This window comes from Massilia psychrophila, assembly GCF_002760665.1.
Lineage (GTDB): Bacteria > Pseudomonadota > Gammaproteobacteria > Burkholderiales > Burkholderiaceae_D > JAFCUW01.
The window spans coordinates 72,264-92,428 of the sequence record NZ_PDOB01000002.1; the positions used below are offsets into that span (position 1 = coordinate 72,264).

Annotated in this window: 22 protein-coding genes and 1 tRNA gene; 12 read left to right on the forward strand and 11 right to left on the reverse strand. The window is 62.9% G+C overall.

The features are described 5' to 3' along the window. Positions 1-14: 14 nt before the first annotated feature. From CR103_RS02165 to CR103_RS02175, 3 genes are read right to left on the reverse strand one after another with little or no spacing between them, the layout of a single operon-like run. Complete coding sequence (locus CR103_RS02165) at positions 15-995, reverse strand: sterol desaturase family protein (protein ID WP_099914375.1); 981 nt, start codon at positions 993-995, stop codon at positions 15-17. Beyond that, positions 992-1,780, reverse strand: coding sequence for a polysaccharide deacetylase family protein (locus tag CR103_RS02170; RefSeq protein WP_099914376.1), 789 nt, complete (start codon positions 1,778-1,780; stop codon positions 992-994). Before CR103_RS02170 ends, CR103_RS02165 begins: the two co-directional genes overlap by 4 nt. A gap of 14 nt (positions 1,781-1,794) precedes the next feature. Then, positions 1,795-2,766 carry a YVTN family beta-propeller repeat protein gene (locus CR103_RS02175; RefSeq protein WP_099914377.1) on the reverse strand — a complete coding sequence of 324 codons (972 nt, stop codon included), beginning with the start codon at positions 2,764-2,766 and terminating at the stop codon, positions 1,795-1,797. 175 nt (positions 2,767-2,941) lie between these two features. Here CR103_RS02175 and CR103_RS02180 point away from each other — a divergent pair, with 175 nt between their 5' ends. Both CR103_RS02180 and CR103_RS02185 read left to right on the forward strand, forming a co-directional pair. After that, positions 2,942-3,298 carry an FKBP-type peptidyl-prolyl cis-trans isomerase gene (locus CR103_RS02180; protein ID WP_099914378.1) on the forward strand — a complete coding sequence of 119 codons (357 nt, stop codon included), beginning with the start codon at positions 2,942-2,944 and terminating at the stop codon, positions 3,296-3,298. Positions 3,299-3,336: 38 nt separating this feature from the next. Next, complete coding sequence (locus CR103_RS02185; protein WP_099914379.1) at positions 3,337-3,594, forward strand: acyl-CoA-binding protein; 258 nt, start codon at positions 3,337-3,339, stop codon at positions 3,592-3,594. A gap of 60 nt (positions 3,595-3,654) precedes the next feature. On the opposite strand, the gene CR103_RS02190 is transcribed toward CR103_RS02185, so the two are convergent. Next, entirely contained in the window at positions 3,655-3,936 is a 282-nt protein-coding gene (locus tag CR103_RS02190; protein ID WP_099914380.1) for a polyhydroxyalkanoic acid system family protein, read from the reverse strand. A gap of 216 nt (positions 3,937-4,152) precedes the next feature. Here CR103_RS02190 and CR103_RS02195 point away from each other — a divergent pair, with 216 nt between their 5' ends. The 4 genes from CR103_RS02195 to CR103_RS02210 all read left to right on the forward strand — a co-directional run bounded on the left by CR103_RS02195 (position 4,153) and on the right by CR103_RS02210 (position 8,043). After that, positions 4,153-5,688 (forward strand): gluzincin family metallopeptidase, encoded by a 1,536-nt coding sequence (locus CR103_RS02195; RefSeq protein ID WP_229442632.1) that lies wholly within the window; start codon positions 4,153-4,155, stop codon positions 5,686-5,688. A gap of 23 nt (positions 5,689-5,711) precedes the next feature. After that, entirely contained in the window at positions 5,712-5,993 is a 282-nt protein-coding gene (locus tag CR103_RS02200; RefSeq protein ID WP_099914381.1) for a protealysin inhibitor emfourin, read from the forward strand. Between the two features lie 178 nt (positions 5,994-6,171). Continuing rightward, a complete protein-coding gene (fdxA, locus tag CR103_RS02205) occupies positions 6,172-6,495 on the forward strand; it encodes a ferredoxin FdxA (protein WP_099914382.1) in 324 nt (107 codons plus the stop codon). A gap of 312 nt (positions 6,496-6,807) precedes the next feature. After that, positions 6,808-8,043, forward strand: a complete 1,236-nt coding sequence (locus CR103_RS02210; protein ID WP_099914383.1) for a polyhydroxyalkanoate depolymerase — start codon at positions 6,808-6,810, stop codon at positions 8,041-8,043. A gap of 88 nt (positions 8,044-8,131) precedes the next feature. Here the strand turns inward: CR103_RS02210 and CR103_RS02215 are convergent, their stop codons facing one another. Then, a complete protein-coding gene (locus CR103_RS02215) occupies positions 8,132-9,322 on the reverse strand; it encodes an ABC transporter permease subunit (protein ID WP_307719664.1) in 1,191 nt (396 codons plus the stop codon). A gap of 5 nt (positions 9,323-9,327) precedes the next feature. Then, positions 9,328-10,125, reverse strand: a complete 798-nt coding sequence (locus tag CR103_RS02220) for an ABC transporter ATP-binding protein (RefSeq protein ID WP_099914384.1) — start codon at positions 10,123-10,125, stop codon at positions 9,328-9,330. A 175-nt stretch (positions 10,126-10,300) separates the two neighbouring features. On the opposite strand from CR103_RS02220, the gene rsxB reads away from it, so the two are divergent. From rsxB to CR103_RS22985, 3 genes are read left to right on the forward strand one after another with little or no spacing between them, the layout of a single operon-like run. Beyond that, positions 10,301-10,978, forward strand: coding sequence for an electron transport complex subunit RsxB (rsxB, locus tag CR103_RS02225; protein ID WP_229442636.1), 678 nt, complete (start codon positions 10,301-10,303; stop codon positions 10,976-10,978). A gap of 43 nt (positions 10,979-11,021) precedes the next feature. Continuing rightward, on the forward strand, positions 11,022-11,669 hold the full coding sequence (nth, locus tag CR103_RS02230) for an endonuclease III (RefSeq protein WP_099914386.1): 648 nt from the start codon (positions 11,022-11,024) through the stop codon (positions 11,667-11,669). 57 nt (positions 11,670-11,726) lie between these two features. Next, the gene (locus CR103_RS22985; protein WP_218968438.1) at positions 11,727-14,672 is read left to right on the forward strand and encodes a bifunctional diguanylate cyclase/phosphodiesterase; all 2,946 of its coding nucleotides are present in this window, start codon (positions 11,727-11,729) and stop codon (positions 14,670-14,672) included. A 66-nt stretch (positions 14,673-14,738) separates the two neighbouring features. On the opposite strand, the gene proB is transcribed toward CR103_RS22985, so the two are convergent. The 5 genes from proB to rplU all read right to left on the reverse strand — a co-directional run bounded on the left by proB (position 14,739) and on the right by rplU (position 18,186). Beyond that, complete coding sequence (gene proB / locus CR103_RS02240) at positions 14,739-15,857, reverse strand: glutamate 5-kinase (RefSeq protein ID WP_099914388.1); 1,119 nt, start codon at positions 15,855-15,857, stop codon at positions 14,739-14,741. A gap of 22 nt (positions 15,858-15,879) precedes the next feature. After that, positions 15,880-16,254 carry a DUF4345 family protein gene (locus CR103_RS02245; RefSeq protein ID WP_229442638.1) on the reverse strand — a complete coding sequence of 125 codons (375 nt, stop codon included), beginning with the start codon at positions 16,252-16,254 and terminating at the stop codon, positions 15,880-15,882. 55 nt (positions 16,255-16,309) lie between these two features. Further along, positions 16,310-17,422, reverse strand: a complete 1,113-nt coding sequence (gene obgE, locus CR103_RS02250; protein ID WP_099914390.1) for a GTPase ObgE — start codon at positions 17,420-17,422, stop codon at positions 16,310-16,312. Between the two features lie 103 nt (positions 17,423-17,525). Then, positions 17,526-17,804 carry a 50S ribosomal protein L27 gene (rpmA, locus tag CR103_RS02255; RefSeq protein ID WP_099914391.1) on the reverse strand — a complete coding sequence of 93 codons (279 nt, stop codon included), beginning with the start codon at positions 17,802-17,804 and terminating at the stop codon, positions 17,526-17,528. Positions 17,805-17,874: 70 nt separating this feature from the next. Further along, a complete protein-coding gene (gene rplU / locus CR103_RS02260; protein WP_054268134.1) occupies positions 17,875-18,186 on the reverse strand; it encodes a 50S ribosomal protein L21 in 312 nt (103 codons plus the stop codon). Positions 18,187-18,446: 260 nt separating this feature from the next. On the opposite strand from rplU, the gene ispB reads away from it, so the two are divergent. The 3 genes from ispB (at position 18,447) to CR103_RS22410 (ending at position 20,162) form a co-directional block, all read left to right on the forward strand. Continuing rightward, positions 18,447-19,436 (forward strand): octaprenyl diphosphate synthase, encoded by a 990-nt coding sequence (gene ispB / locus CR103_RS02265; RefSeq protein ID WP_099914392.1) that lies wholly within the window; start codon positions 18,447-18,449, stop codon positions 19,434-19,436. 38 nt (positions 19,437-19,474) lie between these two features. Further along, positions 19,475-19,551: transfer RNA gene (locus tag CR103_RS02270), tRNA-Pro, on the forward strand. A gap of 416 nt (positions 19,552-19,967) precedes the next feature. Next, positions 19,968-20,162, forward strand: a complete 195-nt coding sequence (locus CR103_RS22410) for a hypothetical protein (RefSeq protein ID WP_099914393.1) — start codon at positions 19,968-19,970, stop codon at positions 20,160-20,162. The last annotated feature ends 3 nt before the right edge of the window (positions 20,163-20,165 follow it).

Here is a 20,165-nt window from a genome sequence, read left to right on the forward strand (position 1 = left end):
GCAAACGACGGCGTTCATGGCGCCCCGCGGCGAGAAAATTCGACCATCCGCTTCAGGCCAAGCCAATGCTGCTGCCAGAAGCCGCGGCCGTAGTTGCGGCCGGCGCCGTGCTCGCCGGGCAGCTGGTCGCGCACGCCGGTGGCGGCATAACCGCGCTCGAAGCGGGCGGTGCCGAACAACTGGTCCCAGAGCGGCAGCAGCACGCCGAAATTGCAGCCGCCGAGTGAGCTCTGGCCGAGCGACTCATGGCCAGGGTCGATCGCGTGGTGGGTGCGATGAAAGCGCGGCGACACCAGCAATCGCTCGCCGAGGCGGCCGAAATGGATCCGCACGTTGGCATGCTGCAGGCTTTGCAGCGCGCGCGAGACCGACACCAGCAGCACGAACTGGCCTGGCGGCACGCCGATCGCCAGCGCGACGATGGCCATCATGACGTCGCGCAGCAGGTCGTCGAGCAGATGATTGCGATTGTCGCTCCACAGGTTCATGTCCATCTGGCTGTGGTGCAGTCTGTGCAGAGCCCACCACCATTCGACATGGTGCTGGGCGCGGTGAAACCAGTAATCGCAGAAGTCGAGCACCACCAGGTACAGCAGGAAGCCGGCGAGCGGCGGCGTCAAAGGCAGCAGCGATTCGAGGTTGAACGGATGGACGCCTTCGAGCCGCAGCAGGCCGGCGAAGTGGTCCATCAGCGGGTCGACGGTAAAAAAGACGGCGATCGAAAACAGTCCCAGACGGTGCACCAGCGCATACACGAAGTCGTTCCAGCGCGCGCGCTTGTCGGCCAAACGATGCACCGGAATCAAGGCTTCGAGCGGACGCAGCACCAGGTACAGCGCGGCCAGTTCGACCAGGCCGATCAGGAACCACTCGGTGCCATCGAAGGCTTCCTCGGTGAATGCGCCCAAGCCGCTGACGAACATGAACGGTGCGACCGCATGCTCGAACAGCCAGCCCTGGACGGCGCCGAACAGGTCGATGAAAAACTGGATCATGGCGTATTTAAGAAATCAGGATGATCACGCAGTGTAGCGAAACACATGCCTTTTTGCTTGAGGCCGGTAATTAACGGCGCGAGGTTGGCCGGCGCCCACGGATCCTGGCGCGACCAGATGCCGAGGTGGGCAAGAAAAATGTCGCCGTCCTTCAGGTTCGCCAGCGCGCGCCTGAGCAGTACGCTGTTGGGGAAAGTGGCACTCGACGTCTCGTCGCCCGAGAAGCCGGCTTGGGCCCAGCCGAAGTGCGTATAGCCGCAGGCTTTCCCGGCGGCGAGCGTGCGTCCGGACACCTTGCCGCCCGGCGCGCGCCAGATCGGATCGAGCTTGCTGCCGGTCAGTTGATGAAAGCGCTGGTCGACCCGTTTCAGTTCGCTGCAGTAGTCATCCGCCGACCATGCCAGCGGCTTGCCGGCACTGGCGCCGAATTGCGGCTTGACGTTGATCGTGCCGTTCGGCCCGTCGCCCTTGAAGTAGACGTGATCGAAAGTATGGCCGCCGAAGGCATGGCCCTCGGCCACGCGCGCCGTCCAGTACGGCGCCCACGACGGGTCGAGCGAAAAATCGCCGCGCGTGCTCTTTTCGTTGGCCAGGAAAAAAGTGGCCTTGACGTGGTGCTTGCTTAACGTCGCCGCGATGAACTCGGCCTGTGACTGGCTGCCGGTGTCGAACGTCAGGTAGATGGTGCCGCGGCAGCCATCCTTGACAGACGCGGTAACGGCAGCGTTGGCGGCGAGCAGCAAGCTGGTCGCCGCCAATGCTGTCGCCAACCTTCCCCACACCATGGCGCTCACGTTTATTAAAGGCGCGCCGCGGCGTCGACGAAGAACACGCCGTGTGGCGAACGGCCGACCGGGATCAGCTTGATCACCTTGCGGCTGGCGACGTCGATCACAGCGACTTTTTTGATCCAGCGCAGCGTCACCCACAGTGTCTTGCCATCCTTCGTCAGTTCCATGCAGTCCGGGCCGCCCGGCACGTTGATGGTGCCGACGTTTTCCAGCGTCACCTGGTCGATGATGTTAATCGTATTCGACACCCGGTTCGACACGAAGGTATGGCGCTTGTCGCCGAGCGAACGGAAGTTGTGGGTGCCGTCGCCGGCCTTGATGCGCTTGACCGTCTTTTGCGTGCGCCAGTCGATCACCTCGACGTAGTCACTGCCCATGATGCCAACGAGCAGGTGCTTGTCGTCCGGCGTCATGGCAATCCCCGCCGGCAGCTTGCCAACCGGGACGGTCCACTTGACGGCATGGGTGGCGAGATCGATGGCGCTGACCTGGTCGCTGCCCTGGCGGGTGATGAAGACGGTGTCGCTGGCCTTGTTGAAAGCCATATGGCTCGGCAGCTTGGCCAGCGGGACGCGCTTGGTCAGCACCAGGTTGGCGCCGTCGTATTTGTAGATGTCGACCCGGTCGAGCCGCAGCGAGGCGCTGACGAACCATTTCTGGTCCGGCGAGAAGCCGATCTGGTACGGGTCGAGCACGTCCTTCAAGCGGCGCTGGATCTGGCCGGTGACCGGGTCGAGGAAAATCAGTTCATTGCCGACCGAGCTGGCAACGATCAGCGACTTGTTGTCCGGTGTCGACATCAGGTGATGCGGCTCCTTGCCGACCGGGATAGTGGCCAGTTCGGCATAGGTTTGCGGGTTCAGCAGCTTGATCGTGGCATCGCGCGAATTGAGTACCACCACGACGTTGGCGCGCGCGCTGACTGTGAGCAAAGCGAGACAAAGGGCAGAAAGAAAAAGACGGTGAACACTGCGCAGCATGGGAACGGGTCGCTTGAGGAGGCAAAAATGGTTATTTTACGTGGAAATGCATGGGGCGAAACGCTGTGGCCGTAGATTCAAGCGTGCCTCTACAACACTGCTGCGATTGGGTTTAATGGCGCTTTGACACGCCATGCACTACAATCGCCAATCACCCTGATCAAGAAAGCACATCATGTCCACAATTACCACTGAATCCGGCTTGCAGTACGAAGACAGCAAGGTCGGCGAAGGCGCCGAGGCGCAGGCCGGCCAGCATGTCACGGTCCACTACACCGGCTGGCTGCGCAACGACGACGGCAGCGCCGGCGCCAAGTTCGATTCGAGCAAGGACCGCAACGATCCTTTCCAGTTTTCGCTGGGCGCCGGCCAGGTCATCAAGGGCTGGGATGAAGGCGTTCAAGGCATGAAAGTCGGTGGCGCGCGCCGCCTGACGATTCCTGCCAGCCTGGGCTATGGCGCACGCGGCGCCGGCGGCGCGATTCCGCCGAACGCCACCCTGATTTTCGACGTCGAGCTGCTGGCAGTCTGATTCGCCCAGGCCTTTCCTTCCCGTCTCCAGGAGTATTTATGCGCTTGCAAGAACAGTTTGTCCAGGCACAGGCCGATTCCAAGAATTTGCCTGAGCGTCCCGACAACATGACCCTGCTGAAGATTTACGGCCTGTACAAGCAGGCCTCGGCTGGCGACGCCACGGGCGAGCGTCCCGGCTTCACCGACATGGTCGGGCGCGCCAAGTTCGACGCCTGGGACGGTTTCAAGAGCGTGTCGGAGGACGACGCGATGCAGCAGTACGTCGACCTGATCGAAGAGCTGAAGGACGAGTAATAATATTGTCGTTTCTACCATCGGCAGAAACGACGCTCTACCCTAAGTCCGCTCAGTGCGCTAAGTTGCGCCAAACACCTTGCGCATGTTTTCGGCGACCTTCGCTTCGATGGTCGCCGAAAACGCGCTCATCAAAAAGCCGAGCCGGATCACCATGTCGGCCCGCTGCTCGCCCAGCGTCAGCGCGCCGTGCACGCCGCTGCGCTCGAACCTGAGCACGTTCTCATCCCACTGGCAGTCCAATTGATAGTCGCGCGCCATCTTGTCGGCCACTTTCTGGGCCGCTTCGCGCGCTTTTGCCGGGCTCAGGCTGTGCGCCTGATTGATGTTGATGTCCGCCATGTCGTGCTGCCTTCCGAATAATTCCTGAACAAGCCGGTATCATGCCAGCCCGTCAGGCCGGATGCCAGCCCGGCATTGCCTGCATGGGCAAAAAGGCCGCGCCGCCGGCACATTTCCACTCACTGTCGAGCATCTTGACACAGATCAAACACGCCGACCGCACATGGCGGGACTATTTCCCAGAGAAAAACCGCAGCTTTCGAAGGAGAAATAACGATGAATCCCCGCGATCCACTGCCCGACGATACCTTGTCCACCGAACGCGCCCCGGCGCCGGTCAGTTATGTGCCGACCCCGAGCGCCGCCTACCGCCAGCACCGCAAGTCGGCGCAACTGCTCGACGAACCCGGCGCGCCGCGCCACGGCCCCGGCGCCAACGACACGCCCGCGCCGCGCCCCATACCGCTGCCGTTTGCCTTCGGCGCGCGCGTGCTGATGTGGAAGCAAGACCCGTCGGTGTCCGAGATCGGCACCCGCAAGGCGTTCCTGCCCGGCATCGTGCTCGACGGTCCGCGCGACGCCCGCATCATCTCGGGCGACCCTGGCATCGCGCCGGTCAGCCCGAATGCCTTTGGCGACTTCATTGCCACGCCCGACAGCCCGCAGTTCGACGCCGTCCACACCTTCGCCGTCGTGCGCCAGACCCTGACGATGTACCAGCGCGCGCTGTCGGCGGCGGGCAACGACATGCCGCTGCCGTGGCAATGGAACAGCAGCGTCGACACCTCGCCGATACAAGTCTTTCCCTACGGCTTGCCGAACGTGATGAATGCGTTCTACAGCCGCTCCCAGGGCTGCCTGAAGTTCGGCGACTTTGTACCTGACGGCAAAGCCGAGCGGGTGTTCACCTGCCGTTCCTTCGACATCGTCGCGCACGAGACCGGCCACGCCGTGCTTGACGGCCTCAAGCCCGACTGGCTCGGCGCCGACAATCCGCCCCAGACCGGCGGCCTGCACGAGTCGTTCGGCGACCTGACGGCGATCTTCCTGGCGCTGTCCCAGCTCGACCAGTGCGAAGCGGTCATCGCCCAGACCAAGGCGCGGCTGCACGACAAAACCTTCCTGGCCGACATCGCCGAGCAGTTCGGCCTGGCGCTGGGCACCTCCACGGGCCTGCGCAACGCCGACAACGACCTGACTTTGTCGGACGCCGGCACCGAGGTGCATGCCCTGTCGCAGGTGTTTACCGGCGCCGTATACGACATCCTGGCCGACCTGTTCGCGTTCGAGCGCAACCCGGCGCTGCAGGACGACGCCGTGACCTTGCACGGCGTCGGCGCGTACCTGGGAGCCCTGGTGCTGCGCGCGCTGGTGGCCGCGCCCGACGTCGGCGCCACTTACGCCGACGTGGTTAACCAGATGCTGCGCCTGTGCGCCGAGGACGCCAGGCCAATCGAGTACCGCAACAGCATCCGCAACCGCTTCACCCTGCGCGAAGTAGTCGAGTCGCCAGTGCCCCTGGCCGAAGATTATGCCGCCCAGGTGTTGCTGCCGGGCGTGCAGGATTCCCCCGGCGCGGTGCAGGATCGGCGTGCCTGCTGCGGCACCATGAACCTGGCCGAGTATTACAACCTTGCCCACGTGCTCGACGCCGAAGCGCAGGCGCTGGCGCGCTGGTGCGCCGAGCACGGCCGCGACGGCCCGGCCATGCCGCCGGAAGCGCCGCCGGCCCCTGGCGACGACCGGCCGGACGGCGAAAAAACCGGCGCCGGCCAGCACGCGCCGTTTGCCGGCCCGGCGCGGCTGCGGTAGTTTGGGGTAATCTTGTCGACATCATGAAAATTTCGGCGACCGGCAGCGGCGGCTTCAGCGGCTTACGCGAACACTACGAGCTCGACACCGGCGAGCTCGACCAAGGCGCATCGATCGAGGCGCTGCTCCATTCTCTCGATTTTTTCGGCGCCGTCCCACCGCCAACCATCGGCGCCGACATCGGACGCTGGAACATCACCGTCGCCGACGGCGCGCGCCACCACACCGTCACCTTCGCCGAGGACGGCAGCCCCGACTCGGCGCCATGGCAGGCGCTGGTGTCGCAGCTGCGCAACCTCGCCTGAGGCCGATCCCGCCGGTAAGCCGGCGTGTACCGGGCCTGGACTCCCGATCTTCATATGCTTATGCGGATTGTGTCTGAGCGTGATTTGTCGGAATACCCGAATTGCCCTAAAATACAGTGCTTTGCCGTGCTCGGGTGGACCACCGCCTGGGCGCGCCACCTTCATTGATAGGACTGTTATGACCCACGTTGTCACCGAATCATGCATCAGCTGTCGTTACACCGATTGCGTCGATGTATGCCCGGTAGATTGTTTCCGGGAAGGCCCGAATTTCCTGATCATCGATCCTGACGAGTGCATCGACTGCGCCGTCTGCGTGGCCGAATGCCCCGTCAACGCCATTTTTGCCGAGGAAGACGTGCCGGCCGATCAGGTGCCGTTCATCAAGATCAACGTCGATCTGTCGCGCGCCTGGCCATCCATCACCAAGACTAAATCGGCCCTGCCTGACGCCGAGAAGTGGAAAGACGTCAAGGACAAGCTCGACCAGCTGATTCGCTGAACCAGGCGCCGTTGTTTTTCGTCCCGGCGATCGCAATCCCGGGCGTCGACCGCGCGCTGAAGTTCATCAACGTGATGAACTTGCCCTGAAATGCCCCGCTTGCGGGGCATTTGTTTTATATGTGCGGCATAAAACCGACGGCGTGTCCAAAACGTGATAAACAGTTGTTATGGCACTTAAAGCGATGCAAACTTATCGGGCATTTGCCATTGCCAAGTGGAACGTCAAGTCGTAGTAAGCAAGGCGGTTTAGCCTATAATTACAGCACAGGCTGCGCATTTGCGACGCTTTGCTATCACGAAGGAAACTTTTATGCTTTACCAATTGCACGAGATGCAGCGCTCTTTCCTGACCCCGATGATGCAATGGGCTGACGCTTCCTCAAAACTGTTTTCAAATCCAGTATCGCCGTTTGCCCACACACCGTTTTCCCAGCGCATCGCCGCCGGCTACGAGCTGATGTACCGTCTTGGCAAGGATTACGAGAAGCCGGCGTTCGACATCGGCACCGTCCTGGTGAACGGCGAAACCGTCGGAATCATGGAGCGCACCGTTGTCACGCGCCCGTTCTGCCGCCTGCTGCACTTCAAGAAAGACCTCTCCGACCAGAAGATCGGCGCGCTCGCCCAGCCGAAGGTGCTGCTGGTCGCCCCGCTGTCGGGCCACCACTCGACCTTGCTGCGCGACACCGTGCGCGGCCTGCTGCCCCAGCATGACGTCTACATCACCGACTGGACCGACGCCCGCATGGTGCCGTTGTCGGAAGGTGCTTTCCACCTCGACGACTACATCTATTATGTGCAGGACTTCATCCGCCTGCTGGCCCCTGACCTGCACGTAATCTCGGTGTGCCAGCCGACGGTGCCGGTGCTGGCGGCCATTTCGCTGATGGCCACCGCCAAGGATCCGAAGCTGCCGAAGACCATGACGATGATGGGCGGCCCGATCGACCCGCGCAAGTCGCCGACCGCGGTCAACGACCTGGCGGTCGAAAAACCGTTTTCGTGGTTTGAAAATACCGTGATTTACGCGGTGCCGAACAACTATCCCGGCTCCGGGCGCCGGGTTTATCCGGGCTTCCTGCAGCACGCCGGCTTCATTGCAATGAATCCGGGCCGCCACGCCCAGAGCCACCGCGAGTTCTACCAGCACCTGGTGCTGGGCGACGACGAGCCGGCCGAAAGCCACCGCCAGTTCTACAACGAATACAACGCGGTGCTCGACATGCCGGCCGAGTACTACCTCGACACCATCAAGACCGTGTTCCAGGAGCACAGCCTGCCGATGGGCACCTGGGTCGTCGGCGGCCAGCTGGTACGCCCGCAGGACATCACGACGGTGGCGCTGTTCACCGTCGAAGGCGAGCTCGATGACATCTCCGGCGCCGGCCAGACCCAGGCCGCGCACGTGCTGTGCAGCGCCATTCCGGCCGCCATGCAACAGGACTTCGTGGCGCCGGGATGCGGCCACTACGGCATTTTCTCGGGCCGCCGCTGGCGCGAGATGATCTGCCCGAAAATTGGCGAATTCATCGCAAAACACGGCTGATCGCGCCGGTCGTTTTAAACGCCTAAAATGCAAAAATCGCCTCCCCGGGTTTCCGGGCAGGCGATTTTTTTTGGCCGTCAGCCGCTTTCTAGTCGCGAAACAGCACCTGTTCGCGGCCGAACCAGTTGCGGCACCACGCCAGCAACAGGGCCGCGATGACGCTGCTGGAAAACAGGATCATCAAAAATTTCTGATAATCCATGGTGCCCTTGACGATCTCCTTCATCGCCAGCGCGATGTTGGTGAGCGGTACCGATGCCCACAGCCAGTTCAGCTCCACGCCCGGCACCATCGCCAGCACCACCGGCAGGATGGTCACCATCACCAACGGCTGCATCATGCCGGTGGCTTCCTTGTAGCTCTTGGCATAGATCGACATGGCCAGCAGCACCGAGGCGAAGATGGCAGCGGTGGGCACCAGCATCAGGCCGACCAGCGCCAGGTCGCCCAAGCCCAGCGTCGACACCACCGCGGCCAGGTCGGCGTCGATACGCGCGGCAAAAAAACGCAGCACCACACCCAGGCTGGTCACCATCAGCAGCGCCGCCGCCAGGCCGACCGAAAACAGTACCATGAACTTGCCCATCACCAGTTCGCTGCGCGCAATCGGCGCCAGCAACAGTGTTTCGAGTGTGCCGGCTTCCTTTTCGCCGGCGCCCAGGTCGATCGCCGGATAGGTCGCCGCCAGCAGGCAAACGAACAGCAGGAAGTACGGCAGCATGCCGCCGATCAGGGCGCCGATCCGTTCGCGCTGGTTCGCCGTCGAGCGTTCGTCGAGCCGCACCGGATTGAGCACGAACGCCAACTGTGGCGGCGTGAGCTTGAAATCGGCCAGGGCCTTCTGGCGCAGCGCGCTATTGTATTTCTCGACGACGGCGCCCACCCGCTTGCGCACGATGTCGCCGGCGTCGGCGCTGTTGAAGTGCAGCTCGAGGCCGGCCTGCTGGCTCGAATTGATCACCTCATCAAAGCGTTCCGGCAGGTTAAACGCGACCTTGATGCGGCCGTCGCCGATCGCGTCCTTGATGTTCACGGACTTATCCAGCGGCACCGTGCGAAACCCGCTCTCGCGGGCGAACAGGGCGGCGACGGCAGGCGCATTGTGCGCGCCGAAGATCGCATATTTTATTTCCTGCGCCTGCGCCCTGGCGTTCATTGACTGGGCCACGTACGCAAACCCGAAACCGATCAACGGCATTGCGAAAATCGGGATCAGTATGGTAAAAATCAGCGTCTTGCGGTCACGCAGCAGCGAGCGCATTTCCTTCAGGTAGACGATTCACATCAGGCCGCGCTCCTTTCGTTGGACTGGTTGGTCCGATTGATGACATCGACGAAGGCGTCGAAAATATCGCCGCCGCCCTGCTGGCGGAATGCCGCGGTGGTGCCGTCGAAGACGCTGGCGCCGCCATTGATGACGCAGACCCGGTCGCACAGTTTCTCCACCTCGTGCAAATGGTGGGTCGAAAAAATGAGCGGGATGCCGGCGCGTTTGCTGCTGGCCATGAAGTCGAGCAAGACCTTGGCCGCCATGACATCGAGTCCGGTGGTCGGTTCGTCGAGGATGATCACGCGCGGTTCGTGCACGACGGCGCGGGCGATCGAGCATTTCTGCTTCATGCCGGTCGACAGCTCGTCGGTGCGCTTGTGGCTGAAGTCATGGATCTGCAACTGATCGAACAACTCGTCGCAGCGGCGTTTCAGTTGGGGCGCGGCCATGCCGTGCAGGCGGCCGAAGTACTCGACGTTTTCGCGCGCCGTCAGGCGGCCATACAGGCCAGTGGTCCCCGATAGAAAGCCGATCTGCCGGCGCGCCAGCATCGGCTGGTCGATGATGTCGATGCCGTTGATCGAGGCCGTGCCGCTGTCCGGCGTGAGGGCGGTGGCCAGCAGGCGCAAGGTGGTGGTCTTGCCGGCGCCGTTGGGGCCGAGCAGGCCGAGCACTTCGCCCGGCGCGCAGTGAAAGCTGACGTTGCGCACCGCGTTGAACCAGCCCTCGCTTTCACGCACGTCGCGCCGTGCGGACTTGTCCGGCTTGTTCGCCTGTGGAAACCGCTTGGAAAGATTTTTGACTTCAATCATCGAATTGTCACCATGGATGAAACGGGATATTAATTATATTATAAGTAACAATGTTACTAAATAAAACCTTTACCCCATGCAATCCGCGTGCGCTGGTGCCGGTCACCGCCCGGCTGCGCGCCATTTGTCGGATAATGGAGTTTTCAGCCATGACGTTTTCAGCCTTCCCGACACCGTGACCAAGACCCTTGCCGACCTGATCGAAGACGTGTTGCCGCAGACGCAGTGCAGCAAGTGCGGCTACCCGGCTTGCCGGCCGTACGCCGAGGCGGTCGCCATTGGCAGCGCCGCCATCAACCAGTGCCCGCCCGGCGGCATCGAGGGCGTGCGCCGCATCGCCGCCCTCACCGGCCATGCGGTCATCCCGATCAACCCGGCCAACGGCTTCGAGCGGGGGCGCCCGGTCGCCTTCATCGACGAGCAGCTGTGTATCGGCTGCACCTTGTGCATCCAGGCCTGCCCGGTCGACGCCATCCTCGGCGCGGCCAAGCAGATGCACACCATCCTGCCGAGCCTGTGCACCGGCTGCGACCTGTGCGTGGCGCCCTGCCCGGTCGACTGTATCGTCATGTTCCCGGTCACGGGCGACGCCACCGGCTGGGATGGGTGGACGCAGGCGCAGGCCGACGCCGCCCGCGAACGCCACGATTTTCGCACCCGGCGTCTCGAACGCGAACGCCTCGAGAACGATGCCAGGCTGGCCGCCAAGGCGATCGCCAAGCTGCGCGCAGTGAACGATGAAGCGGCCAACACGGCGCAGGAACTGGCCGAAAAGGAGCGCAAGCGCGCCATCATTGCCGCCGCCATAGAGCGCGCGCGCGCAAAAGCGGCCACGCCGCCGGCCGAAGACTGATCGATGAATTCCGATGAATTCCGATGAATTCCGATGAATACCGATGAATACAAATAAGCGCCTCGAAATTTTCACCCGCTTTCGCGCCGCCAATCCGCACCCGACGACCGAGCTCGCCTACACCACCCCGTTCGAGCTGCTGATCGCCGTGCTGCTGTCGGCCCAGTCGACCGACGTCGGCGTCAACAAGGCCACGCGCAAGCTGTACCCGGTGGCCAACACGGCGCAGTCGATACTGGCACTGGGAGTCGATGAACTGAAGAGCGCCATCGCCACCATCGGGCTGTACAACACCAAGGCGAAGAACGTCATCGCCACCTGCCAGATCCTGGTTGACCAGTACGGCGGCGAAGTGCCGCATTCGCGCGCAGCGCTCGAAGCCCTGCCCGGGGTCGGCCGCAAGACCGCCAACGTGGTGCTCAACACCGCCTTCGGCGACCCGACCATGGCGGTCGACACCCACATCTTCCGGGTGTCGAACCGCACCGGCATAGCGCCGGGCAAGAATGTCGACATCGTCGAGCAGAAGCTGCTCAGGTTCGTGCCGAAGGCGTTTTTGCACGACGCCCATCACTGGCTGATCCTGCACGGCCGCTACACCTGCATCGCCCGCAAACCGCAGTGCTGGAACTGCCTGATTGCCGACCTGTGCGACTACAAGCCGAAGACGCCGGCGCCCGACGGCGTGTGAACTCCTTGCCGTAAGATGAGTCTTACGGTGATTCGCTCCGTCAAAAAGCCGGCATGCATGCGAAAAGACACTATTTCAGCAGAGTTGGAAAAAGCGTGTGCCCAGGAACCGATACATCTGTTGGGCACAGTGCAGCCGCACGGTTTTTTGATGGCGGTCGATGTCGCCAGCGGCACCATTGTCCAGGTTTCGAGCGGCATCGCGCGCCACTGGCCAGGCTTGGCAAATGCCGAGGCGCTGGTCGGCGCACCGCTACTCGAGTGGGTCGAGCGCGGCGACCGGCCGGACGCGTTGGACGCGCTGCCGCTCACGCAGCCGATGGCGCTGCCATGGCGCGCGCGCTTCGAACGCACGGCTCCCGATCGATCGCCGCCCGAGTCGGCCATGTCGACCAACTCGGCCGACTGGGAATGCCTGGGCCACCGCAGCGGCAAGCTGGCGGTGCTCGAATGGCTGCCGCAGGCCACCACCGCCGAGCAGTTGCACGTGCAAAGCCGGACCATTTCGGATATCGTTGCCGTCATCGCCCGCCTGCGCCACAACGACCGGACCGATACGTTCCTGCCTGAATGCGCACGCATCGTGCAGGTTTTCGCCGATTTCGACCGCGTGATGATCTACCGCTTCCTGCCCGACGACAGCGGCGAAGTGCTGGCCGAGCATACGTCGGACCGCTACCAGCCCAAATTCATCGGCTTGCGCTTTCCGGCCACCGACATCCCGGCGCAGGCGCGCGCGCTGTACCTGACCAACCGTCTGCGCGTGCTGGCCGACGTCGAGGCAGCGCCGGACACGCTGGTGCCGCCACAGCTGCCCGGCGGCGCGGTACTCGACCAGAGCCACTGCATGCTGCGCGGCCTGTCGCCGGTGCACCTGGTTTATCTGCGCAACATGGGCGTGCGGGCAACGCTGACGATGTCAATCGTCATCGACGGCAAGCTGTGGGGGCTGATCGCCTGCCATCACCACGCGCCGAAGGTGCCGCCCTACCAGATCCGCGAAGGCCTGCGCCAGGTCTGCGAACTGGCGGCCGAAGTGACCAACATGCGCATCGAGACGCTGTCCAAGCTCGAAGCGGCCGAGGTGCGGCTGCGCTTCAACGCCATACTCAGCCAGCTCCACCAGGCGCTGATGCTGGGCGAGGACATCACCGAGGTGCTGCGCCAGCGGCTGCCCGAACTCCTCGCCGCGTTCGACGCCAACACGCTCGGCGTGTGCGTCAACGGCCTGGTCTACGTCGCCGGTCCCGGGCGGCGGCCGCACCCGGCCGACCACGTGGTTGCCGACGTGCTGGCACGGCTTGACCAGACCCAGCGCGCGCCGGGCGTGCACATGTGGGACGACCTGCTGACGCTGGACCAGAGCGCGCTGCCGTCGCTGCCGCAGGCGGCCGGCATGCTGCTGGCGCACCGCTACGAGGAGCACACGATTTTTTGTTTCGTCACCCGTCCGGAAGTGGTGCAGCAGGTGCGCTGGGCCGGCCAGCCGCACAAGGAAACCGCGGCGCTGCCCGATGGCCAGGTGCGGCTCGAGCCGCGCCGCTCGTTCGCCGAATGGCAGCAGCAGGTGCAAGGCCGCTGTGCGCCATGGAGCGCGGCCGAGGCGGAGGCGCTGCAATCGCTGCTGCAGTTACTGAGCGAAGTGAACAAGCTGCGCGTCAACCGCACGCTCCACGAAAAGCTGCACTGGCGCGCCCACCACGACCAGCTCACCGGCCTGTACAACCGGCGCACCATGGAAGACGAAGTCAACCGACGGCTGGAGGCGCGCCAGTTCGACGCCGCACTGCTGCTGTTCGACCTCGACCACTTCAAGAGAATCAATGACGCCTACGGCCATGCCACCGGCGACCAGGTACTGCTGCAGTTCAGCCGCCGCCTCAGCGCGGAGATCCGCGACTGCGACCTGTTGGCGCGCCTGGGCGGCGACGAATTCGTGCTGGTGTTTCAGATGGACAGCCTCGACCCGGCCGTCGCGCTCGCCTTCGCCGAACGATTGCACCAGACCGTCGCGAAGCCGTTCGACATCAACGGACAACAGCTGCGCATGACGGTCTCGGTCGGCCTCGCCATTCCGCCCGACCACGGCCGCGCCGTCAGCGAACTGCTGCGCCGCGCCGACCTCGCGCTGTACCACGCCAAGTCGCAGGGCCGTTCGCGCAGCGCCGTGTTCGATGCGTCGATGGAGTCGGACCAGATGAACCTGTATTTGCTCGAGCGCGACCTGAACGAGGCGGTTAAGAAGAACGAGCTGTCGCTGGTGTTCCAGCCGAAGGTAGATCTGGCCAGCCGGCACGTGGTCGGCATCGAGGCGCTGGTGCGCTGGAACCATCCGACCCGCGGCGAGACGCCGCCCACTACCTTCATCCCGCTGGCCGAGCGCAGCGACCAGATCGTGCGGATCGACCGCTGGGTAATGCGCCACGCGGTCCAAGCGCAGGCGCGATGGCGCGCACAGGGCCTGGCGACGCTGCCGATGGCGGTCAACCTGTCGATGGCCGACATCATGTCGACCAACCTGGTCGAATACCTGGGCGACCTGCTGGACGAATTCCAGGTGCCGGCCGCCGCCATCGAAGTCGAAGTCACCGAGTCGTGCGCGATGCGCGAACTGGGCAAGACACGCAGCGTGCTGGCCGCACTCAACCTGCGCGGCATCTCGACCACGCTGGACGACTTCGGCACCGGCTTTTCATCGCTCAGCTACCTGCGCCAGCTGCCTTTGCAGAGCATCAAGATCGACCAATCGTTCACCTTCAGCATGCTGGAAGACCCGAATGCCGAAAAGCTGACCCAGGCCATCGTGGCGATGGGGGTGGCGCTGAAAATGCTGGTGGTGGCCGAAGGCGTTGAAAGCGAACAGCAGATGAACTGGCTGCTGGCACATGGCTGCCACCTCGGCCAGGGCTACTATTTCAGCGCGCCGGTTTCGTCCGACGACATCCATGCGGTCATCAGCGGCATCGAGCTGCGCCTGGCGCAGGGTGCGCCGGGTTTGCATTGAACAGGCCGAAGCCGCCCATCTCAAGACCGTCATCCGCGCGCACGCGAGGACGACGCAAGACGGCCTTTAAAGCAGCACCAGATTATCGCGGTGAATCAGCTCAGGCCCCTCGAGAAAGCCAAGCACCTTCTCGATCTCCGACGACGGTTTTCGCATGATGCGGCGCGCCTCACCGCTGCTGTAGTTCGACAGCCCGCGCGCCACCGCCGTGCCGTCCTCGCGCACGCACGTGATCACCGCGCCGCGGCCGAATTCGCCCGTCACCTTGACAACGCCGATCGGCAGCAGCGACTTGCCTTCTTTCGTCAGCTTTTGCACCGCACCGGAGTCGAGCGTGACCTTGCCGGCGGTGTGCAGATGGTCGGTCATCCATTGCTTGCGCGCGGTCATGCGCCCGGTCTGCGCGGTCAGCTGGGTGCCGATCGCTTCGCCGTTGGCCAGCCGCGTCAAAACGTCGCTGTCGCGGCCCCAGGCGATAATGGTGTGGGCGCCGGAGCGCGCCGCCCGCTTCGCCGCCAGGATCTTGGTCAGCATGCCGCCGCTGCCGATGCTGCTGCCGGCGCCGCCGGCCATCGCCTCTAACGCCGGGTCGCCCGCCTGTCCTTCGGCAATCAAGGTAGCCAGCGGGTCCTTGCGCGGGTCGGCCGAAAACAGGCCGTGCTGGTCGGTGAGGATGACCAGCGCATCGGCCTCGATCAGGTTGGCCACCAGCGCGCCCAGGGTATCGTTGTCGCCGAACTTGATTTCGTCGGTGACCACTGTGTCGTTCTCGTTGATGATCGGGACCACGCCCAGGCGCAGCAAGGTCATCAAGGTCGAACGGGCGTTCAGGTAGCGTTCGCGGTCAGCCAGGTCGGCGTGCGTCAGCAGCACCTGGGCGGTGCCCAGGCCGTGGGCGCGAAAGCTCGACTCGTACATCTGCGCCAGGCCCATCTGGCCGACCGCGGCGCAGGCCTGCAGTTCATGGATATCGGTGGGACGGCGCGCAAAACCGAGGCGCAGCATGCCTTCGGCGATCGCCCCCGAGCTCACCAGCACGACTTCCTTGCCGAGCGCGCGCAAGCCGGCGATCTGCAGCGCCCAGCGCGCGATGGCGGCTGAGTCGAGCCCGCGGCCGTCGTTGGTGACGAGCGAGGAGCCGACCTTGATGATGATGCGGGAGGCGTTCTGTATGACGGATTTCATCGGCGGCGGCCCATTTCAACGATCAGCGCGGGCGCAAGGCCAGCAGCGCGACGCCGCCAGCCAATTCGATCCCGCATACGACTAATAAAAATCCCTGGGGCAGACCGATTGCAAAAGCGGCGACAAAGCGGCCCGCCGGCTGCGCCAGGATGAACAAGGCGGTGATATCGCCGAGGATTGGCTGATCGCCTCGCCTTGCCGCTAACAGCGCCAATCCCGCGGTAGCGAGACGAACACCGACATAGATGGCGTAAAACTGGCTGTAGCCATTGACGCCAACGGGGAATTCTCCCATGCCGATCGCCACCCGGTCCGGGTCCAGCATGGCCATCAAAGCAGCCAGCGAACACACGAGCGCTGTCAGCTGCAGCAGCTGACAGCGCAGCCAGGCGCGCAATGGCGCCCAGGTCCGAGTCCGGGTCCGGGTCATCGACAAGGGTCGTGCCGTCGATTCAGTCTTCGAGGATCTTGAAGCGCGGATCGTCCGGATCGATCGACGCGATGCCGCGCGCTTCCTCGGTCATCTGCGTTTCTTCGGCGCGGTGCTCGAGCGATTTTTTCTCTTCGAGGTGCTTGTAGATGGCGTTCACCAGCTCAGGGCAGCCGGCATGGCTCAGGGCCGAGATCTCGAACACCGGGCCTTTCCAGGCCATGCGCTTGACGAAGTCCTTGACGACCTTCTTGCGGTCTTCTTCGGGCACCATGTCGAGCTTGTTGAGCACCAGCCAACGCGGTTTTTCCACCAGCGATTCGTCGTATTTTTCCAGCTCCTTGACCAGCGCCTTGGCTTCCTTGACCGGATCCACATTGGTCTCGAACGGCGCCAGGTCGACGATGTGCAGCAACAAACCCGTGCGCTGCAGATGGCGCAGAAACTGGTGGCCGAGGCCGGCGCCTTCCGACGCGCCTTCGATCAGGCCCGGAATATCGGCGATCACGAAGCTCTTCTCGTGCGACACCCGCACCACGCCCAGGTTCGGGTGCAAGGTGGTGAACGGGTAGTCGGCGATCTTCGGCTTGGCGTTCGAGACGGCAGTAATATAGGTAGACTTGCCGGCGTTCGGCATGCCCAACAGGCCGACGTCGGCCAGCACCTTCAGCTCCAGGCGCAGTTCGCGCCGTTCGCCTTCCTTGCCTTCGCCTTTTTGACGCGGCGCGCGGTTGGTCGAGGACTTGAAGTGGATGTTGCCCCAGCCGCCCTCGCCGCCCTTGGCGAGCAATTCCACCTGGCCGTGTTCGGTCAGGTCGGCAATGATCTCGCCACTGTTGTTATCGACGATCAAGGTGCCCACCGGCATGCGCATGTGGATGTCGTCCGCGCCCTTGCCGTAGCAGTCGGCGCCGCGGCCGGGCTCGCCGTCCCTGGCCTTGTGCATCTTGGAGTAGCGGAAGTCGACCAGCGTGTTGATGTTGCGGTCTGCCACGGCCCAGATCGAGCCGCCCTTGCCGCCGTCGCCGCCGTCAGGTCCGCCGAACGGGCGGAATTTCTCACGGCAGAACGAGGCGCAGCCATTTCCACCGTCGCCGGCGATGACTTCGATTTTTGCTTCGTCGATAAACTTCATAATTTTGTACCGCCATAAAACTAAAAAGGCCCTACCGTTGGCAGAGCCTTTCGATTGAAGGCTTGCGCCTTACAAAGTGTGCGCCGCAAGCAGCGCGTGGAACTTAAGCAGCGACTGCAGCCACTTCGTTCGGGATGACGGTGACGAATTGCTTCGAACCGGCGCCCTTGACGAGAAACTTCACCTTGCCGTCGACCAGCGCGAACAAGGTGTGATCCTTGCCCAGGCCGACGTTTTCGCCTGCGCGCACCGGGGTGCCGCGCTGACGGATGATGATGCCGCCGGCATTGATTGCCTGGCCGCCATACACCTTGACGCCGAGGCGCTTTGATTCTGAGTCGCGGCCGTTACGCGTTGTGCCGCCGCCTTTTTTGTGTGCCATTTAATGCTCCTTGATAGCTCTGCTGAACTGGGCTTGCTGCGCCGGGCTGACCGCGCCCGGCAAACAGCAATTAGCCGTTGATCGATACGATTTGGATTTCGGTGAAGTTCTGGCGATGGCCCTGGTGCTTCTGGTAGTGCTTACGACGACGCATCTTGAAAATCTTCACTTTATCGTGACGACCGTGTGCCACAACAGTAACCAGCACCGTTGCACCTTCGACCAATGGCGCACCAAACTTGATGGTGTCGCCCGCGCCTACTGCGAGAACTTGATCGATGGTGAGTTCGGAACCAATGTCTGCCGGTATCTGTTCTACTTTAAGTTTTTCGCCAGCGACAACTTTATACTGCTTGCCACCGGTTTTTATGACCGCGTACATGATAGGAAACCTCATCAAATGTTTAAAAGAATCTCTCCCGGTGACATCACGTCGAGCCTGTGCGGTACCGGGGGAACCTGCGATTATACATGGATTGAAATTTTTCGTCAAAACGATGCACAAGTCAGCTGGTTCGTGGTATGCGCACAACGACAACATTGACGGCGGCGCGCGCTGGCCGGGCGGCGCTGCCACCAGCGGGACTGATTTCGCGGGCTTGTCGTATAATTCACGTACTTAACGCCACTTGCAGGTCCGCCTTGTCCGCCGCCATCTTACACGCTCAAACGAATAACATCGCCCAGTCGATCGCCGCCGACGTGGCGGCCGTCAATCTGGTCATCCGCCAGCGCCTGCATTCCGAAGTGAGTCTGGTCAACCAGATTGCCGAGTACATCATCAGCGCGGGCGGCAAGCGGATCCGGCCGACGCTGGTGCTGCTGGTGGCCAACGCCTACGGTTACAAGGGCACCGCCCACCACGAGCTCGCCGCGGTGGTCGAGTTCATCCATACCGCCACCCTGCTGCACGACGACGTCGTCGACGAATCGTCAATGCGGCGCGGCCGCAAGACCGCCAACGCGCTGTTCGGCAACGCCGCCTCGGTGCTGGTGGGCGACTTCCTGTATTCGCGCTCGTTCCAGATGATGGTTGGGTTGTCCAACATGCGGGTGATGCAGATCTTGTCGGACGCCACCAACGTGATTGCCGAGGGCGAAGTGCTGCAACTGCTGAACATGCACGACCCCGACGTCAGCGAGCAAGCCTATCTCAACGTGATCCGTTCGAAGACAGCCAAGCTGTTCGAGGCGGCGGCGCAACTGGGCGCCCTCATTTCCGGCGCCGGCGATACCGACATCGACGCCGCCGGCGAATACGGCCGCTCGCTGGGCACCGCGTTCCAGCTGATCGACGACGTGCTCGACTACGCCGGCGACGCCGAGGCAATCGGCAAGAACGTCGGCGACGACCTGCGCGAAGGCAAGCCGACCTTGCCACTGATCTACCTGATGGAAAACGGCACGCCCGAACAATGCGCGCTGGTGCGCAACTGCATCGAGCAAGGCGACGAGCAGCATTTCGACGCCATCCTGGCGGCCATCACCACCAGCGGCGCGCTCGACTATACCCGGCGCGCGGCTGAAGTTGCCGCCAAACGTGCGGCGGGCGCCATTGCCGGCCTGCCGGACAGCGAATACAAACAATCCTTGCTCCAGCTCTGCGTCTTTGCGGTTGACAGAAACCATTAATATTTTTACACTGAATTGTTCTTTGCGTGTCGCACCGGCGGGGTGTGGCTCAGCCTGGTAGAGCGCTGCGTTCGGGACGCAGAGGCCGGAGGTTCGAATCCTCTCACCCCGACCAACGTTCTTCCTGTAAATTAAGAACTTAGAAAAGCCCCAGCCACTGGGGCTTTGTCATTTCTGGCCCCTTTAGTGGCAAATTAGTGGCACATTCTAAGTTTTCGTGCCACCTACATGCTGGAGGGCTAAACAGCCTACGTTGGACCTTGCTCCTCGACTATTGGAGCAAATGGCATGGCATCTATCGAAAACCGGTCTCGTTTCGTGGTCACTGTACCAAAACAAGCAGACGTCACCAAGTCCTGCGCTTAAACCCGCGAAAAAGAAGCGAAATCCTACATTGCCGAGCTGAAGGCTGTGGCTTGCAAGCCAACGCATGCCAGCCTGGCCAAACTGAGATTCCGCAAACCAACGGGCAAAGCAGTGCGAACACCCTCTCCTGCTTCATGCTTCATTCGCAAGCCCTTTGGCGACCTCATGCCCGAGGACTTCAACGAGCGTGACCATCGATTAAAGGACGGGGAAGAAGCGCGATTGCTCAATGCTGCGTATGACGAAGACGCCCAGACGTCGATTGAACGGCGCCTCGAAGCATCGAGGGTCAACGCGACGCGCGGATTGTTGCGCTTGAGCGATACTGCGGCCCCTCTTTTAAATGACCCTGTCGATTAAAAA

Coding starts and splice junctions, on each gene's coding strand:
- CR103_RS02165 (WP_099914375.1), bottom strand. CDS start 995: ATGATCCAGTTTTTCATCGACCTGTTCGGCGCCGTCCAGGGCTGGCTG.
- CR103_RS02170 (WP_099914376.1), bottom strand. CDS start 1,780: ATGGTGTGGGGAAGGTTGGCGACAGCATTGGCGGCGACCAGCTTGCTG.
- CR103_RS02175 (WP_099914377.1), bottom strand. CDS start 2,766: ATGCTGCGCAGTGTTCACCGTCTTTTTCTTTCTGCCCTTTGTCTCGCT.
- CR103_RS02180 (WP_099914378.1), top strand. CDS start 2,942: ATGTCCACAATTACCACTGAATCCGGCTTGCAGTACGAAGACAGCAAG.
- CR103_RS02185 (WP_099914379.1), top strand. CDS start 3,337: ATGCGCTTGCAAGAACAGTTTGTCCAGGCACAGGCCGATTCCAAGAAT.
- CR103_RS02190 (WP_099914380.1), bottom strand. CDS start 3,936: ATGGCGGACATCAACATCAATCAGGCGCACAGCCTGAGCCCGGCAAAA.
- CR103_RS02195 (WP_229442632.1), top strand. CDS start 4,153: ATGAATCCCCGCGATCCACTGCCCGACGATACCTTGTCCACCGAACGC.
- CR103_RS02200 (WP_099914381.1), top strand. CDS start 5,712: ATGAAAATTTCGGCGACCGGCAGCGGCGGCTTCAGCGGCTTACGCGAA.
- fdxA (WP_099914382.1), top strand. CDS start 6,172: ATGACCCACGTTGTCACCGAATCATGCATCAGCTGTCGTTACACCGAT.
- CR103_RS02210 (WP_099914383.1), top strand. CDS start 6,808: ATGCTTTACCAATTGCACGAGATGCAGCGCTCTTTCCTGACCCCGATG.
- CR103_RS02220 (WP_099914384.1), bottom strand. CDS start 10,125: ATGATTGAAGTCAAAAATCTTTCCAAGCGGTTTCCACAGGCGAACAAG.
- nth (WP_099914386.1), top strand. CDS start 11,022: ATGAATACAAATAAGCGCCTCGAAATTTTCACCCGCTTTCGCGCCGCC.
- CR103_RS22985 (WP_218968438.1), top strand. CDS start 11,727: ATGCGAAAAGACACTATTTCAGCAGAGTTGGAAAAAGCGTGTGCCCAG.
- proB (WP_099914388.1), bottom strand. CDS start 15,857: ATGAAATCCGTCATACAGAACGCCTCCCGCATCATCATCAAGGTCGGC.
- obgE (WP_099914390.1), bottom strand. CDS start 17,422: ATGAAGTTTATCGACGAAGCAAAAATCGAAGTCATCGCCGGCGACGGT.
- rpmA (WP_099914391.1), bottom strand. CDS start 17,804: ATGGCACACAAAAAAGGCGGCGGCACAACGCGTAACGGCCGCGACTCA.
- rplU (WP_054268134.1), bottom strand. CDS start 18,186: ATGTACGCGGTCATAAAAACCGGTGGCAAGCAGTATAAAGTTGTCGCT.
- CR103_RS22410 (WP_099914393.1), top strand. CDS start 19,968: ATGCCCGAGGACTTCAACGAGCGTGACCATCGATTAAAGGACGGGGAA.